This is a genomic window from Ralstonia chuxiongensis (assembly GCF_024158925.1).
Classification (GTDB): domain Bacteria; phylum Pseudomonadota; class Gammaproteobacteria; order Burkholderiales; family Burkholderiaceae; genus Ralstonia; species Ralstonia chuxiongensis.
This window is the reverse complement of the sequence record NZ_JAMYWC010000002.1, coordinates 690,490-704,851: the sequence shown is the minus strand read 5'-3', so window position 1 is coordinate 704,851 and position 14,362 is coordinate 690,490. Positions and strand designations below refer to the sequence as shown.

The 14,362-nt window shown below is 65.0% G+C and carries 17 protein-coding genes; 10 read left to right on the top strand and 7 right to left on the bottom strand.

Translation table 11 applies throughout. The annotated features are described in order from the left end of the window. Window positions 1-211 precede the first annotated feature (211 nt). Window positions 212-721: a gluconokinase gene (locus NKG59_RS07985; RefSeq protein WP_253536475.1), complete on the top strand. Its 510-nt coding sequence runs from the start codon at window positions 212-214 to the stop codon at window positions 719-721. Window positions 722-740: 19 nt separating this feature from the next. Here NKG59_RS07985 and NKG59_RS07980 read toward each other — a convergent pair whose 3' ends face one another. The 3 genes from NKG59_RS07980 to NKG59_RS07970 form a co-directional block, all read right to left on the bottom strand. Then, entirely contained in the window at window positions 741-1,535 is a 795-nt protein-coding gene (locus NKG59_RS07980) for a hypothetical protein (RefSeq protein ID WP_092973348.1), read from the bottom strand. Between the two features lie 57 nt (window positions 1,536-1,592). Further along, on the bottom strand, window positions 1,593-2,564 hold the full coding sequence (locus tag NKG59_RS07975) for an alpha/beta hydrolase (protein WP_253536259.1): 972 nt from the start codon (window positions 2,562-2,564) through the stop codon (window positions 1,593-1,595). Between the two features lie 120 nt (window positions 2,565-2,684). Next, window positions 2,685-3,365 (bottom strand): TetR/AcrR family transcriptional regulator, encoded by a 681-nt coding sequence (locus tag NKG59_RS07970; RefSeq protein ID WP_253536258.1) that lies wholly within the window; start codon window positions 3,363-3,365, stop codon window positions 2,685-2,687. Between the two features lie 33 nt (window positions 3,366-3,398). Here NKG59_RS07970 and NKG59_RS07965 point away from each other — a divergent pair, with 33 nt between their 5' ends. From NKG59_RS07965 to NKG59_RS07950, 4 genes are all read left to right on the top strand, one after another. Beyond that, window positions 3,399-4,496 (top strand): DUF2855 family protein, encoded by a 1,098-nt coding sequence (locus NKG59_RS07965; RefSeq protein WP_253536256.1) that lies wholly within the window; start codon window positions 3,399-3,401, stop codon window positions 4,494-4,496. A gap of 120 nt (window positions 4,497-4,616) precedes the next feature. Then, window positions 4,617-5,051: a YeeE/YedE family protein gene (locus tag NKG59_RS07960; protein WP_253536254.1), complete on the top strand. Its 435-nt coding sequence runs from the start codon at window positions 4,617-4,619 to the stop codon at window positions 5,049-5,051. Window position 5,052: 1 nt separating this feature from the next. Further along, on the top strand, window positions 5,053-5,466 hold the full coding sequence (locus NKG59_RS07955) for a DUF6691 family protein (protein WP_253536252.1): 414 nt from the start codon (window positions 5,053-5,055) through the stop codon (window positions 5,464-5,466). A gap of 50 nt (window positions 5,467-5,516) precedes the next feature. Then, window positions 5,517-6,326: a c-type cytochrome gene (locus tag NKG59_RS07950; protein ID WP_253536250.1), complete on the top strand. Its 810-nt coding sequence runs from the start codon at window positions 5,517-5,519 to the stop codon at window positions 6,324-6,326. A gap of 89 nt (window positions 6,327-6,415) precedes the next feature. On the opposite strand, the gene NKG59_RS07945 is transcribed toward NKG59_RS07950, so the two are convergent. Beyond that, on the bottom strand, window positions 6,416-7,249 hold the full coding sequence (locus NKG59_RS07945; RefSeq protein WP_252691799.1) for a penicillin-binding protein activator LpoB: 834 nt from the start codon (window positions 7,247-7,249) through the stop codon (window positions 6,416-6,418). A gap of 154 nt (window positions 7,250-7,403) precedes the next feature. Next, window positions 7,404-7,985, bottom strand: a complete 582-nt coding sequence (locus tag NKG59_RS07940) for a tetratricopeptide repeat protein (protein ID WP_252691800.1) — start codon at window positions 7,983-7,985, stop codon at window positions 7,404-7,406. 327 nt (window positions 7,986-8,312) lie between these two features. On the opposite strand from NKG59_RS07940, the gene NKG59_RS07935 reads away from it, so the two are divergent. Then, entirely contained in the window at window positions 8,313-8,891 is a 579-nt protein-coding gene (locus tag NKG59_RS07935) for a TetR/AcrR family transcriptional regulator (protein WP_253536247.1), read from the top strand. Window positions 8,892-8,907: 16 nt separating this feature from the next. Here the strand turns inward: NKG59_RS07935 and NKG59_RS07930 are convergent, their stop codons facing one another. Together NKG59_RS07930 and NKG59_RS07925 are read right to left on the bottom strand one after the other, a co-directional pair. Next, window positions 8,908-9,678, bottom strand: a complete 771-nt coding sequence (locus tag NKG59_RS07930) for a glycosyltransferase family 2 protein (RefSeq protein WP_253536245.1) — start codon at window positions 9,676-9,678, stop codon at window positions 8,908-8,910. A gap of 54 nt (window positions 9,679-9,732) precedes the next feature. Further along, complete coding sequence (locus NKG59_RS07925) at window positions 9,733-9,993, bottom strand: phosphopantetheine-binding protein (RefSeq protein ID WP_253536243.1); 261 nt, start codon at window positions 9,991-9,993, stop codon at window positions 9,733-9,735. A 411-nt stretch (window positions 9,994-10,404) separates the two neighbouring features. On the opposite strand from NKG59_RS07925, the gene NKG59_RS07920 reads away from it, so the two are divergent. From NKG59_RS07920 to NKG59_RS07905, 4 genes are read left to right on the top strand one after another with little or no spacing between them, the layout of a single operon-like run. After that, the gene (locus NKG59_RS07920) at window positions 10,405-11,079 is read left to right on the top strand and encodes a COG4648 family protein (RefSeq protein ID WP_253536241.1); all 675 of its coding nucleotides are present in this window, start codon (window positions 10,405-10,407) and stop codon (window positions 11,077-11,079) included. A 26-nt stretch (window positions 11,080-11,105) separates the two neighbouring features. Beyond that, a complete protein-coding gene (locus NKG59_RS07915; protein ID WP_253536240.1) occupies window positions 11,106-12,803 on the top strand; it encodes an AMP-binding protein in 1,698 nt (565 codons plus the stop codon). Next, on the top strand, window positions 12,800-13,762 hold the full coding sequence (locus NKG59_RS07910; RefSeq protein ID WP_253536238.1) for an LpxL/LpxP family acyltransferase: 963 nt from the start codon (window positions 12,800-12,802) through the stop codon (window positions 13,760-13,762). Before NKG59_RS07915 ends, NKG59_RS07910 begins: the two co-directional genes overlap by 4 nt. Next, window positions 13,759-14,355 (top strand): LolA family protein, encoded by a 597-nt coding sequence (locus tag NKG59_RS07905; protein WP_420804024.1) that lies wholly within the window; start codon window positions 13,759-13,761, stop codon window positions 14,353-14,355. The genes NKG59_RS07910 and NKG59_RS07905 overlap by 4 nt, the downstream gene beginning before the upstream one ends. The last annotated feature ends 7 nt before the right edge of the window (window positions 14,356-14,362 follow it).

Here is a 14,362-nt window from a genome sequence, read left to right as displayed (position 1 = left end):
TTGGCCTTTTTGGGGCCTTGTTCTGAATGATTTGTAACCGCTGCTTCCACCGCAATTTGACGCAGCTTGACGTATTTGGCAATCCGTTGCCGGACGAACAATGACGCGGAACAATTGCTGCGCTGCAGCAGCAAAAAACGGCGGGCGCCGTCATCAACGCGCTAACATGCCGGCCTGATGTTTTGCGCTTTCTTGCACGTAGGGAATGACGATGATCGTTGTAGTGATGGGTGTTTCGGGTTGCGGCAAATCCACGGTGGGCCAGAAGATTGCCGAGCGGCTGGGCTGCGCTTTCCGTGATGGCGACGAGTTCCATTCCGAGGCCAACCGCGCCAAGATGCACGCCGGCATCCCCCTGAACGATGACGACCGCAAACCCTGGCTCGAATCCATCCGCGCCTACATGGATGAGAAGACGAGCACCGGGCAATCGCTGGTGGTTGCCTGCTCCGCCCTCAAGCAGCGCTACCGCGACGTGCTGCGCGGTCCCGCCGGCAACGCGGAATTCGTCTACCTGAAGGGCGATTTCGATCTGCTGCAGGGCCGCCTCGCTGCACGCAAAGACCACTTCTTCAACCCGAACCTGCTGCGCAGCCAGTTCGAAGCGCTGGAAGAGCCGACCGACGCCGTCATTGTCGACATCGCGCTGCCGCCCGAAGCCATCGTCGACGAGGCTGTCACGCAACTGCAGGCACGCGCCGCGCACCGCCCAGCCGCCTGAACTCGCACGTGTTCGCGCGCTAGCTGCGCGTGAGTTGTTGCAGCACGGCCTGCACCTCGCCGTTGCACACGCGGCTCATGCGCTCCTGCTCGCGCGGCGTATCGATCTGTTCGTGCGCCTGCAGCCCCAGTTCGATCAGCGATTGCGCGCGGGGCAGCCAATGGCGCGTGAGCGCTGCCTGCAAATCTGCGGCAATGCGGTCCGGGTCTCCAAAGTAGAGCCGGCCGCCGTATTCGCTCTCGATCTCCTTGCGGATCACCTCGGCGGCGTGCGGCAGCACCGCGCGGTTGACGGCCACATGCCGCAATTCGTGCTCGCGGATGGCGTTGTAAGCACATGTGCCCGGCGCGAATTCGCGCGCCACGGTGACCCGAAAATTATTCAGCAACAGCTCCACTGAGATAGACGGCCGTAAGCAGGTCGTGGCCGGCTGGGTGGCGATGGCCATGTAGCGGCTGTTGACGTCGAAGCGTGCGACCAGCGTGGCGTACGTCTTGCCCAGCACGCGCGCTGAGCGGTCGTACGGCGGTGCCTCGGCGGTGAGTTGTTCCACCGAGCGGTCGTTGGAGAAGGACAGCGGCGTTTCGATGGCACGCACTTCCACGCGCATCGGGCCGAGCGCCTGGTCGCATGCCTTGAGCCAGTGCGACTTGTTGGCATTGAGTGCGGATGCGCCCGCCGCGCCGGTTGCTGCGGCGACGTTTTCGATCGGCGCAAAACGCACGTCGGCGAGCCTCAGCCGATGCAGCCGACTCCACTGCCAGGCGCCGACCGCCACGGCCAGCACCACACCCAATACCACCACCCGACGCATGCTGGGCTCCCCGTTTGCGCATCCCGACTGGGCTACGCAGGGGCGCCGCAGGTCAGGTCATGCCGGTGTCAGTGCCACCGGTTCTCGATTCTCATGTTGGGCGGCAACCAGTCGTCTGATCTGCTCGCCCGATCGTTTGAGCGCTACGCGCGCCTCTGGAAGGAAAGGATAGAAGATCGGCCACACGTGCGGAAGCCGCCGCCCCATTTCTACCGAAACGGATACCCCGGCCGCCCGCGCGCGCTCGGCCATTCGGAGGGTATCGTCGCGCAGCACCTCGCTGGTGCTGACATAGCAATGCAGCGGGGGGAGGCCCGTGAAATCCGCATACAACGGCGAGGCGAGCGGATGGTCCGTCGGCGCGCCCGAATCGCCAAGGTACAACGCCGCACCATGCGCCATCCACGCGCCGCGAAACATCACGTCGGATTCATCGTTATCGATCAGGCTCTGGCCGGTGGCTGCCAGGTCCGTCCACGGCGAATACAGCACCGCGCCGGCCGGCAGCGGGTCCGCCGCATCACGCAAGGCCACCAGCGGCGCCAACGCCAGCCCTCCCCCCGCGGAATCGCCCGCCACCACAATGCGCGATGGCGCCACGCCCTGCGCCAGCAGCGTGCGATACGTAAAGAGCGCATCTTCCACCGGCGCGGGAAACGGGTGCTCAGGTGCCAACCGGTAGTCCGGCACGCACACACGGGCTCGCGCATGCGTGGCAAGGCCAATGGTGATCGGGCGATGTGTGCGGGGGCTGCAGAAAAAATAGCCTCCGCCATGCAGATAAAGGACGACGGGCGCGTCGTCATGCAGGTCCGGATCAGCGGGTTCGATCCATTCGCCGGTGAGGCCGTCGCCGTGGGTCCCAAGGGCCGGCACGATGCGCCAATCCGGCGGCAATTCCACGGGCGAAGGCATCTTGCGCTTCTCGGCATGCAGGCGCGTGGCGATGGGATCGAACGGCTCCCGCTCGGTCGGCTTCTTGACCTGGTTGCGCACCATCCTCGAGACGACCCAGTTCTGCCAGCTCATCGCGCAACCCTCCGCTGCAAAGTCCCAGCCTAGCGAGGATGCGCTGCCCAGACAATCGGTTCACACCCTGCTGGAACGCGGGTGTCCCCATACGGCAACGCCATCTCGCAGGCCGTAGCGTCAAACCACCTCAGGGGTCGCAGCCAAGGCACGCAGGCACAGGCGCTCCATCTCGCTGATCCACACCTCGGTTGCGGGCGGCCCCTCCTGCAGCAGCACGCGGTAGCGACGTGCGCCCCAGATGGCTTGCAGCATCGTCTGCACGAGTGCGTCGTCTGGCCGGGCAGGTAGATCGGGGCACGCGTCCAGCGCTTGGCGCCAGGCTGTGCTCAGTTCATCGAAGAAGCGCAAATGATGCTTGGGCTCGGCAATGCGGTCTTCACGCATCAGCATGGCGTGATCAAAGTACGGCGGATCGAGCGCCGGATCGCCGCAACTCAGCCTCACGAGGTGACGCACGCGGGCTGTCCAGGAGGCATCGATGCGTTCCGTCACCTCGCTCTGAATGCGGGCCAGCAGCACCTCGATGGTGTGCCGGACGTAGCCTGAGAGCAGCGCCTCCTTGTTTGGGAAGTACTCATACAGCGTGCCGACCGAGCAGCCGGCTTCCAATGCCACCGCCCGCGTGGTCGCTGCCTGTGCGCCGTCGCGCCGCCAAATCCGAACAAACGCCTCGTAGATGGCCTGCACCGTGAACTTAGCCCGGCGCTGCGACGGCCGCTTCAGCGGTTTGGCGCGGGCGCTTTCGCCCTGTCCGTTTCCGAACCCGGCGCCCGCCTGCCGGCGATAGAGTGAAGCCATCAGCCCATCAATCCCGAGAATGGAGAAGACACCATGAACGCCCCGTACCAGCGGCTCTTCACGCGCAAGGATGCCCTAAACGAAAGCCGCCTGGAAAGCGCCGACACCGCGCCCGCCGCGGCGCCCGGCGAAGTCGTGCTGCGCCTGGACCGCTTTGCCCTCACTACCAACAACATCACCTACGCGGCTTTTGGCGATGCCATGCAGTACTGGTCGTTTTTTCCCACCGGCCACGATGGCTGGGGCCATATGCCTGTGTGGGGCTTTGCCGATGTGGTCAGCTCCACCGTGGAAGGCGTCGACGTCGGCGAGCGCTTCTACGGCTACTTCCCGATCGCCACACATCTGCGCATGCACCCCGAACGCGTCACGCCACGCGGCTTCTACGACGGCGCCGCGCATCGTCAGGCGCTCGTCTCCGCCTACAACCAATACACGCGCGTGTCGCAGGACGCCGCCTACGATGCAGCGCTGGAGGACTACCAGATCCTCTATCGGCCGTTGTTCATCACGTCGTTCATGCTGGCGGATTTCCTGGCGGACAACGCCTTCTTCGGCGCGCGGCGTCTGGTGTTTTCCAGCGCATCGAGCAAAACGGCGTACGGCACCGCGTTCTGCCTGCAAGACACCCAAGGGCTCACGCTCACCGCGCTCACTTCGGAGGGCAATCGCGCGTTTGTCGATGGCCTTGGCTGCTACCACGACAGCGTCACGTACGATGCACTCGACACGCTCACAACTGACGTTCCCACGCTCTACGTCGATTTCTCCGGCGACGCGGCGTTGCGCCGGCGCGTGCATGAACACTTTGGCGACGCGCTCGTCTACGACTGCTTTGCAGGATCGGCGCAAAACACGGATTTCATCCAGGCTGCGGACTTACCCGGCCCCGCGCCGCAGTTCTACTTCGCGCCCGTGCAAATCCGCAAGCGCAACGCCGACTGGGGGCCCGCGGTCGTCACCGAAAAATTCAACGCAGCACAGCGACGCTTCATCGACCACGTACGTGACCCAAAGCACGGTTGGCTCACGCTGATCCAAGAGCACGGCATGCCCGCAGCTCAGGCGCGCATTGCCGCACTGCATGCCGGCCGCACACACCCGCGCGAGGGTTATGTCATCCGACTTTGAGGCCGCCCTGCCAGCGCGCCAAGGTCGAGCTTGGCGCTTCCTTGCCCCGGCACATGACAAACAATCTATAAATTTATATATTATTGGAATCTAGATTGTTCTCTGCCCCACCCCTTTCCCATGTCGATCGATTTCGCACATTTCACCCCGGGCGCGGCCCTCGTCGGCGGCCTCATCATCGGGCTGGCGGCGGCCGTGCTGATACTGGGCATGGGCCGCATTGCCGGCATCAGCGGCATCCTCGGCGGGCTGTTGTTGCGTCCGCAGGGCGATATGGATTGGCGCATCGCGTTCCTGATCGGCCTGATGGGGGCGCCGGTGATTGCCGCACTGCTTGGTCACCCTGTGATTCCTGACATCGCCGCCGGCTGGGGCGAGGTGCTGGCGGCAGGCTTCCTGGTCGGCATCGGCACACGCTACGCAGGTGGCTGCACGAGCGGCCACGGCGTCTGCGGGTTGTCGCGCGGCTCGGTTCGCTCGCTGGTGGCCACGGTCACCTTCATGACCGCTGGCATCGTCACCGTGTTCGTCGTGCGCCACGTGGTGGGAGGCTGACATGGCCCTCGTGATCGCACTCGTTGCGGGCCTGCTGTTTGGCGCGGGGCTCATCGTGTCGGGCATGGCCAATCCAGCCAAGGTGCTCGGCTTTCTGGACTTGTTCGGCCAATGGGACCCTTCATTGGCATTCGTGATGGCCGGAGCAATTGCCGTTGGCGTAATCGCCTTCTTCGTGGCGCGGCGGCGCGGCCGCTCATGGCTTGGCACGCTGATCCAATTGCCGTCGGCCACGGGCGTAACCGCGCGGCTGGTGCTGGGCAGCGCCGTGTTTGGCATCGGCTGGGGACTGGCCGGTTTCTGCCCAGGGCCGGCACTGGTGGCGCTGGGCGCAGGCGTGCCCAAGGCCGTCGGCTTTGTCGCCGCAATGTTGGTGGGCATGGCCGTCTTCAATTGGCTGCAACGCAAGCGCTAGCCGGGCGGCACCGCCGCATATAAACCGATAACGAACCTACAGGGGACAACATGACGCTCCACAAGCTCGGTGCCGCATTGGCGCTGGTCATTGGCACATCCGCATTCGCACAAACCGCCCCGGCAACGCTTCCAGTGCCGGACGAGGCCACCATCCCCGCTGGACCCATGGGTGACGCCATCAAGCGCGGCAAGCTGATCCTTACCGACACCAAGCGCCAGCTGCCGCACAACGTCGGTAACGGCCTGAACTGCACGAGCTGCCACCTGAACGGCGGCACGACGCCCTACGCATCGCCGTGGGTCGGTCTGACCGCTGCGTTTCCGGAGTACCGATCGCGCAGCGGTGCGGTCATTTCGCTGCAGCAGCGCGTGAATGATTGCTTCCAGCGGTCGATGAACGGCAAGCCCATCGCCTTCGATGGCGAAGACATGAATGCCATCCTCGCCTACATGAAATGGCTCTCCAGCGGCGTGCCCGTTGGCACCAACGTGACGGGACGCGGTTTCGAGAAGATCGACACGTCCCTCGCGCCCAACCGCGAGAACGGCAAAGCCGTCTACGCCCAGCGCTGCGCCGCCTGCCACGGCGCCGAGGGCCAGGGGCTGCCCAACCCGCAAGGGGGTTACCTGATGCCGCCGCTGTGGGGCAAGGATTCGTTCAACGTGGGCGCGGGCATGGCGCGCATGTACACCGCCGCTGCCTTCGTGAAGCACAACATGCCGCTGGGCCAGGGCGGCACGCTCACCGCACAGGAGGCCGTGGACGTGGCCGCCTTCTTTACCCAACAGCCGCGCCCGGACTATGCCGCGCGCGCCAACGACTGGCCCAAGGGCGACAAACCGAAAGACGCGCGCTGAGCGCCTCCCGCCTCAAAAGCAAAAAGCCTGCGACGCAACCGCCGCAGGCTTTTTTTTTTTGGTTTCGCACTTCGGAGCGCTGAACGCGATCAGTTGACCTTGAGCTGACCGCCACGGCCCAGGCCGCCCTTGACGTCTTGCGCCTTGTAGCTGCGCAGCGCGACGACCATCTTGTTCCACGCGTCGATAAAGGCGACCACCGTGGCCTTGCCTTCCGGCGTGCTGGAGAAACCTGCCAGACCGCCGCCCACGCCACCGCCAAAACCAGCCAGCACGGCACCGTAGTTCGTGGCGGTCGAACTGCCTTCGGCGGCAGCAATCTGCACGGCCGAGCGCACGTCGAACAGGGTCAGCGTCACGACCGAAGCCTTCGACTTCACACTGCCGGCCAGCGCGGCGATGGCGCTGTTGCCCAGCAGACCGCCCACGGCACCCGCCACACCGCCGATCGGCGAGTCGTTGATGATGATCTGCGGCTCCATGTAGTAGTCAGCCGCCACACGCTGGCCCTTCTGCTGCTTCGAGCCAGCACGGTATTCACCGGAGTTGCGCTGCAGATCGGTGATGCGCGACAGGCGTGCGTCGGTCTTCTGGTTGCCGATCGACGTGATCACGAAGCAGTTCGATTGCTGTACGGCCATGCGCAGCAGCGGGTCGATGGTCGTCACCTTGGTGGCGCTGCCAAACTGGCCGTACCAGTCGGCGTTGCGGCCATCATCCATGGCGATGGTGCCCAGCGGCGAGGCGCAGCGCTCGAGCGTCGGGTCTGCACCCACGCTGGAGCCGCCGGCCGCAGCACCGCTCACGCCGGCGTTCTGGCCGCCCGGCGTCACCATGCCGCCGCCTGCGCACGCAGCCAGGGAAGCGGAGATCAATGCCACGCCTGCGGCCTTGGCAGTGCGGCTAAGAAGATTGGTTTTCATATTGTTGTGTGGCTCACATTGAGTCGATGTTCGGCTTATGCGTCCTGCGACTCAATAAGCCCCCCTTGATCAGGCGTGCGAGGTGTGCAACAGGCTTTCCCCCCTCCCCGAACTGCCTTGAAACGCTTTGAAACGGATGACTGCGGCGCCTCTCTCAGTACCAGTACCAGCTCGTCTGGCGCCAGACGCCGAGGTACGGATAACCCGAATACCAATAGCCGTAGTAGGTGCTGCGCCATTGCGCGCGCCACTTGTAGTCGTCTTCGTCGGATTTCTTGGCGGCGCGTGCTTGCTCAAGCAGCTTCTTGGATTCCTTGTCGCCACGGCTCACGGCAATCGAGAGCCATTTTTCGGCTTCGCGCGGGTCGGAGCCCATCTCTTCCAGCCCGAACAGGTAGAACGCGCCGAGCGCCTTCTGCGCCTGCAGGTTGCCGTGCTCGGCCGCCTCGCGCATCCAGTTCAGTGCCTGGTAGCTGTCCTGGCGGACGCCGTCACCGCGGAAATAGCGCAGACCCAGGTCGTAAGCGGCCTTGGGCTCTCGCTTGGCAACTTCCTTGAGGGCAATAATGCGCGGATCTTCGTCAGGGATATTCGCCTGGTCAAACGCCACCTGGGCTTTCGGCCGATCGGCACAGCCACGGTCGTCGCACACCCGTACCACATCGCTGGGCGGCTGCGGCTGGGCACACGCTGCCAGCAGTGACACGACTCCCAACATCAGCAAACGATTCCGCATTCGCCTGACCCTTTCTCTTATTGTTGCTGTTGATCGAGAGAAACTCCGCTGACAACCTGGTCAGTGCCGGTGGTTTTTGCGATCCCGTCCGCAAAACCGGCGCCCCCACATTGGCTGCACAACGCTTTCTCTTCCGCGCGCCCATCGGATTTGCGGGCACATGATATAGATCGGTCTACTTTAGCGGGAAGCGCGTGCTGTTGTGTTATCAAAGCGTAAAGCTGACGCGGCAACAACACTCTGCAGCCGACCGTGTTTGGGCCCAATGCCCAGGCCGCAATAAGGGGCCGATGCTAAGATGCGGCTCAGCAATCAGGAGAGGTGGCAATGCGCGCAAGCAAGCGCCAACAGGTGGTGGACAAGGCCGGCGAGCTGTTTTCCAAGCACGGCTTTCACCCCGTGGGCGTCGATTGGATCATCGACGAGTCCGGCGTCGCTCGGATGACGCTGTACCGGCACTTTGCCGGCAAGGAAGATCTGATCAAGGAAGTGCTGGAGCAGCGCTATACCTTCGTCATGGGCAGCATTACCGAAAAGCTCAGCCCCATGCACGACGCCACCGCCCGCCTGAAGGGCATCTTCGAGTGGTATGGCGCATGGTTCCGCACTCCCGAATTTGCGGGCTGCCTGTTCGAGCGCGCGCTGGCTGAGTTTGGCGCCACCTGCCCCAAGGTGACCGACGTGGCAGTGCGCTACCGCGACGATCTGCTCGCCATGATGGAAACGCTGCTCAAGGATGTGGTGCCTGCCAATACGGCGCGGCAGCTTGCCGGGGTGTACGTGATGCTGCTGTCGGGCGCCACCGCCGACGCCCGCGCAATTGGCGATCCGTCCGCCGCGTCACAGGCCTGGCACGCCGCAGAAACCCTTCTGAATCAGGCCAGGGCCGCCACCGAAGCCGCCTGAACCCAGCCGCCGCAGCCTACCAGCCGCGCTGCACCCGCCGCGCAATCATCGAAGGCAAGCGCAGCATGCCTTCGGCCGCCAGGCGCAGATGCATCCCAACCAGCAGGATGTTGTCTCGCAGATACCGGAAATGCGACACGCCGCCCTCGTGCGCGCGGAAGTAGCGCACCGGCGCCGCCAGCCGGACCGGGCGCACGCCCGCCCAGCACAGGCGCACCGCCGCTTCCGGGTCAAAATCAAAACCGCGCATCCATATGTGCCGGCGCATGATCTCGGCCAGCGGTGCAATCGGATAGACGCGAAAGCCGAACAACGTATCGCCAATACCGGCCCACAGGGTCTCGATGTCTGCGCAGCCATTGGACAGGCGCCGGCCGTGCACGCGTATCTGCGGCGCCGTTGCGTCGAACACCGGCTGGCCGAGGATCATCGCGTCGGGCGCAGCTTGCGAGGCGGCCATGAATTCGGGGATGAGCTCTGCGGGATGCTGGCCATCGGCGTCCATGGTCAGCACGTAGGTGAAGCCCGCCGCGGCAGCAGCTTCCAGCCCGGCCAGCACAGCCACGCCCTTGCCGCGATTGCGCGGCAGCACGATCACGCGCAGCCCCGGGTCTTGCGCGGCCATGGCCTGCAGGCGTTCGGTGCTGCCGTCGGTACTGCCGTCGTCCACCACCCAGACCGGGTTCCACTGCGCGCGCGCACTGCGCACGGTGTCGTCAACCTTGGGGCCAGGGTTGTAGCTTGGAATCAGAACGAGGTGCGAAGTGGAGGCGCCGGTCATCGGCATGGCGTCGGTCCGGCCAGACGTTGAAAGCGGAATGCGTCGGGCGCTGGCGCGAGCCTATCGCGTGCGGTGTTCTGCCACGTAGGCCGCGAGCGAGCCCAGCGAGGCGAAGATTTTCTGGTTATCGGGATCGCCCGAGCGCAGCTCAAAGCCGTATTTCTTGGAGATCAGCAGCGCAACTTCGAGGATATCGATGGAATCGAGCCCGAACCCTTCGCCATACAGCGGTGTGCCGGCGGTCAGGGCATCGAGTTGAATGTCTTCGAGATTCAGTTCGCCGATCATGAGCGCGGCGAGCTCTTTTTCCAGGTCGTTCATCGGTCTTGCAACTACAGGCGGCGTGCAGCGGGGATTGCGGCCAGAGCCAACGACGTTCTCCTTGCCCGAAGCCCCTGCCTTGTCCAGCCCAGCCTGTGAAGGGGGTCGTTTAAGCTACGCGGATTCTAGACGAAGGGTTACACCCCGTATAGCGCGAAACCGTGACAAAGACCGCATATCGCGGCGCGTGCCCGAAGTGACGCAAACGATTCAACGGCTTGTGTGGCGCCGCAAAGCGGCAAGGGGCGCCGTAGCAGCGCCGCCCGGGCGCTGTACATCCGGTTACAAACACGCCGCTGCCAGATCGGGCGAGACCGGCCCAGGGCCCTAGAATGTGCTCCGCCCTACGATGAAACTGCCCGCCTCACCGACGATAACCATGCAGTGCCGCTCCGCCCACCCTGCTCTGCCATGCAGCGACTGACCAGCTTTGCGCGGGGCGCAGCCGGCGTGGGTGCGGTCGTGGCGTATCAAGTCGGGGCGCATTACGCAGCGGCCACGCCGGGCGCGCATGGCATGGGCTTGGCGATGGCTCTGGTGCCGCCGTTGGCAGTTGCGCTCGTCGCGGCCACACGCTCCACGCATCGTGCATGGCTGTTGCCGCTGTGGCTGCTCGTCTGCGGCGTGCTGTGGATGACGCGCGCGCCGCTGGCAGCGCATTTTGACTGGGGCCTGTACCTCGAACATGCAAGCTTCAACCTGATGATGGCCTACGTGTTCGGCCGCACGCTGGTGGCGGGCCGCGAGCCGCTGTGCACGCGCTTTGCCCACATGGTGCACGGCACGCTCACACCGCGCATTGCGCGTTATTCGCGGCAGGTCACGCTGGCATGGACGCTGTTTTTCCTGGCAACCGCCATCGTATCCACCCTGCTGTTTGCCACGGCATCGACCGTAACGTGGTCGACGTTTGCGAACTACCTGTCGCTGCCGCTGGTGGGCGTGATGTTTGTGGCGGAATACCTCTGCCGGCGCGTCGTTCTGCGCGGCGAGCCACACTCCAGTCTGTTCGATGCGGTACGCGCATATCGACAATCGGAGCAATCAGGGCACGCCACATCCGTCGCCACAGAGCGCTCCCGTTGAACCCACACGCTCTCACGATTTGCTTCATGCCGACTTACCCGCTGGTCTCCCATCCGACACTCGACCACACGCTGGCCTGGCGTGACGGCACGCCCGTCTCCGCACGTGCGTTCGTGGCCGATGTGATGGCGCTGGCCGCGATGCTGCCGCCGGGCGGCCACGTTTTCAACGCCTGCGCAGACCGTTACCGCTTTGCCGTCGGGCTGTGTGCGACGCTCGTAGCCAACAAAGTCAGCCTGCTGCCGCCCATGCAGACGCCCCAGATGGTGCGTCAGCTTTCGGCCTTTTCGCCTGATGTGTTTTGCCTGCACGATGCGCCCGCCTGCCCGGTCGACCTGCCGGGCTTCCGTTGCCCCGATGCGTTGACGGCCGACACAACGCTCATCGACGTGCCGCAGATCGACGCGTCGCAAGTCATGGCAGTGTTGTTCACGTCTGGATCAACCGGCACGCCGGTGCCGCATCGCAAAACGTGGGGCGCGCTGGTGCGCTGCATGCGCGCAGCAGTCGCGCACCTTGGCTTGGACGATGGGCGTGCCTTCACGCTGGTCGGTACCGTGCCGCCGCAGCACATGTACGGCTTTGAGGTGACGGTACTGCTCGCGCTGCAGGGCGGTCTGGCCTTCAGCAACCGGCAGCCGTTCTATCCGGCGGACATTCGCGAGGCGTTGCTGGCCGTGCCGCAGCCGCGCGTGCTGGTGACCTCGCCGGTGCATCTGCGGGCGCTGCTGGCATCGGAACCCGCGTTGCCAAGCGCATCGCTCGTGCTGTCGGCCACTGCGCCGCTGTCACAAGCGCTGGCGCAGGAGGCCGAGACGCGCCTGTCTGCGCCGCTCCTGGAAATCTACGGCAGCACCGAAACCGGCCAGGTCGCAACGCGCCGTACCGCGCAAGACACCGCGTGGCATCTGTATCCCGGCGTGCGCATGGAATCGCGCGCCGGCACGCCGGAAGACGACGGCCCAACGGTGTGGGTCCAGGGCGGGCACGTCGAAACCCCGGTGCCGATGGGCGATGTGATTGAGCTGATCGACGACACGCACTTTCTGCTGCACGGCCGCAAGACCGATCTGATCAACATTGCCGGCAAACGGTCGTCGCTGGCGTATCTGAACCATCAGCTCAACGCGATTGCGGGTGTGGAGGACGGCGTGTTCTACATGCCGGACGATGTGCCCGCCGCTCCGCATACGCACGGCAGCGCCGCAGTCACGCGCCTGGTGGCACTCGTTGTGGCGCCGAGCCTTAGCGCGGCGGACGTGCTGCGCGCCCTGCACGACCGCATCGATGCAGCATTTCTGCCGCGCCCACTGCTGCTGGTGGACGCGCTGCCGCGCAACGAAACCGGCAAGCTGGCGCGCGATGTGCTGGCCGCGCTGGTGGCACAACATTCGCACCGCAACGCACACAAGCCCGCCATGCGCTTCACCATTCCCGCTGATCACCCGGCGCTGCCGGGACACTTTCCCGGCCACCCGATCGTGCCGGGTGTGGTGCTGCTTGACCATGCGCTTCACACGATTGGTGCGGCGCTGGGCCGCTCGCTTGATGCTTGCAAGATCAGCTCGGCCAAGTTTCTCAGCCCTGCGGCACCCGGCGAATTGCTCGACCTCGCGTTCGAGACGACGGCGAGCAACGCCGTCCGCTTCACGATCCGCGCGGGCGAACGCGAAGTGGCCAGCGGCGTGCTGTCCGCATCAGCGCCGGAGGGCGTTGCTGCATGAAACGCACCGACTGGGCCGAGCGTCCGGAGCGCAGCAACCTCGCGCTGCTGCGCATCATGACATGGCTCTCGCTGCGGCTTGGGCGGCCGTTTGGCCGGGTTCTGCTGCGGCTGATTGCGGTGTACTTCGTGGCGGCCTCTCCGGCGGCGCGGCGTGCTTCGCGTGACTACCTGCGCCGCGCGCTCGGCCGGCCGGCAACGCTGCGCGACGTGTTCCGTCACATGTTCACCTTCGGCACGACCATCCATGATCGCATTTATCTGATCAGCGGGCGCTTCGATCTGTTCGACGTCGAGTTGCAGGGCCAGCAGCACATACACGACGTGCTGGCGCGGGGGCGCGGTGCATTCCTGCTGGGCGCGCACCTGGGCAGCTTCGAGGTGGTGCGCGCGCTCGGCCGCACAGTGCCAAACCTGCGCGTGGCCGTCGCCATGTATGAAGAGAATGCACGCAACATCAACGCTGCGGTTGCCGCCATCAACCCGGCGGCGGCGCCGGAGGTCATTCCGCTGGGGCGTGTAGACGCCATGCTGCAAGTGCGCGAGGCGCTGGACGACAACCGGCTCGTCGGCATGCTGGCCGATCGCACGCTGTTGCGCGATGCGGGGCCATCAATCCAGCGCAGGGATTTCCTCGGCAGCCCGGCTGCGTTTCCGCTCGGGCCGCTGCACATGGCCGCCATGCTGAAGCGCCCCGTGCTCTTCATGACGGGGCTGCACCTGGGCGGCAATCGCTACGCCGTGCATTTCGATCCGCTGGCGGACTTCACCGATGTGCGCCGCGAAGATCGCGCCGCAGCCGTGCAAGCCGCACTGGCCCGCTATGTGGAACGCGTTGAACATTACTGCCGCGCCGCGCCATACAACTGGTTCAATTACTTCGACTTCTGGCAGGATGCCGACGCGGCCGGCGCGCAGAATCACACCCCGGCCGAGCGCCAGACCACCCAAACGCTATGACTGCAACGCGCCCATTCCTCCGCGCCTTTCTGGCCATGCTCACGGCCAGCATGTTGGCAACAGCCGCCCACGCCGCGGATACCCCCTGGACGCTCGACCGCCTCATGTCCACGCTTGCACGCAACAAGTCGGGGCGCGCCACATTCACGGAAACAAAGACGCTGTCGATTGCGGAACAGCCCATTGAATCATCCGGCGAGCTGGTGTTCGTGGCGCCCGATCATCTGGAAAAGCACACGCTGGCTCCCAAGCCGGAACACCTCGTGATTGACGGCGACAAGCTGACCGTGGAGCGCAACCAGCGCAAGTTCACGATGCCGCTGTCGCAATACCCGGAGCTGGGCGCCTTCATCGAAAGCATCCGCGCCACGCTGGCCGGTAACCGCTACGCGCTCGAAGCGATCTACAAGGTCGCCGTTGCTGGCCACGGCGATGACTGGACGCTCACCCTTTCGCCCATCGACACGCGCATGCAGCAAGTGGTCCGCACCATCACGCTGGAGGGCACGCGCGATGTGCTGCGCAGCGTCGCCATCCGCCAGGCCGATGGCGATCATTCGCTGATGCGCCTGCAACGCGTGCCAGGCAACTAAGGACGCC

Coding starts and splice junctions, on each gene's coding strand:
- NKG59_RS07920 (WP_253536241.1), top strand. CDS start 10,405: ATGCAGCGACTGACCAGCTTTGCGCGGGGCGCAGCCGGCGTGGGTGCG.
- NKG59_RS07915 (WP_253536240.1), top strand. CDS start 11,106: ATGCCGACTTACCCGCTGGTCTCCCATCCGACACTCGACCACACGCTG.
- NKG59_RS07930 (WP_253536245.1), bottom strand. CDS start 9,678: ATGCCGATGACCGGCGCCTCCACTTCGCACCTCGTTCTGATTCCAAGC.
- NKG59_RS07985 (WP_253536475.1), top strand. CDS start 212: ATGATCGTTGTAGTGATGGGTGTTTCGGGTTGCGGCAAATCCACGGTG.
- NKG59_RS07965 (WP_253536256.1), top strand. CDS start 3,399: ATGAACGCCCCGTACCAGCGGCTCTTCACGCGCAAGGATGCCCTAAAC.
- NKG59_RS07955 (WP_253536252.1), top strand. CDS start 5,053: ATGGCCCTCGTGATCGCACTCGTTGCGGGCCTGCTGTTTGGCGCGGGG.
- NKG59_RS07905 (WP_420804024.1), top strand. CDS start 13,759: ATGACTGCAACGCGCCCATTCCTCCGCGCCTTTCTGGCCATGCTCACG.
- NKG59_RS07970 (WP_253536258.1), bottom strand. CDS start 3,365: ATGGCTTCACTCTATCGCCGGCAGGCGGGCGCCGGGTTCGGAAACGGA.
- NKG59_RS07980 (WP_092973348.1), bottom strand. CDS start 1,535: ATGCGTCGGGTGGTGGTATTGGGTGTGGTGCTGGCCGTGGCGGTCGGC.
- NKG59_RS07940 (WP_252691800.1), bottom strand. CDS start 7,985: ATGCGGAATCGTTTGCTGATGTTGGGAGTCGTGTCACTGCTGGCAGCG.
- NKG59_RS07950 (WP_253536250.1), top strand. CDS start 5,517: ATGACGCTCCACAAGCTCGGTGCCGCATTGGCGCTGGTCATTGGCACA.
- NKG59_RS07945 (WP_252691799.1), bottom strand. CDS start 7,249: ATGAAAACCAATCTTCTTAGCCGCACTGCCAAGGCCGCAGGCGTGGCA.
- NKG59_RS07925 (WP_253536243.1), bottom strand. CDS start 9,993: ATGAACGACCTGGAAAAAGAGCTCGCCGCGCTCATGATCGGCGAACTG.
- NKG59_RS07910 (WP_253536238.1), top strand. CDS start 12,800: ATGAAACGCACCGACTGGGCCGAGCGTCCGGAGCGCAGCAACCTCGCG.
- NKG59_RS07935 (WP_253536247.1), top strand. CDS start 8,313: ATGCGCGCAAGCAAGCGCCAACAGGTGGTGGACAAGGCCGGCGAGCTG.
- NKG59_RS07975 (WP_253536259.1), bottom strand. CDS start 2,564: ATGAGCTGGCAGAACTGGGTCGTCTCGAGGATGGTGCGCAACCAGGTC.
- NKG59_RS07960 (WP_253536254.1), top strand. CDS start 4,617: ATGTCGATCGATTTCGCACATTTCACCCCGGGCGCGGCCCTCGTCGGC.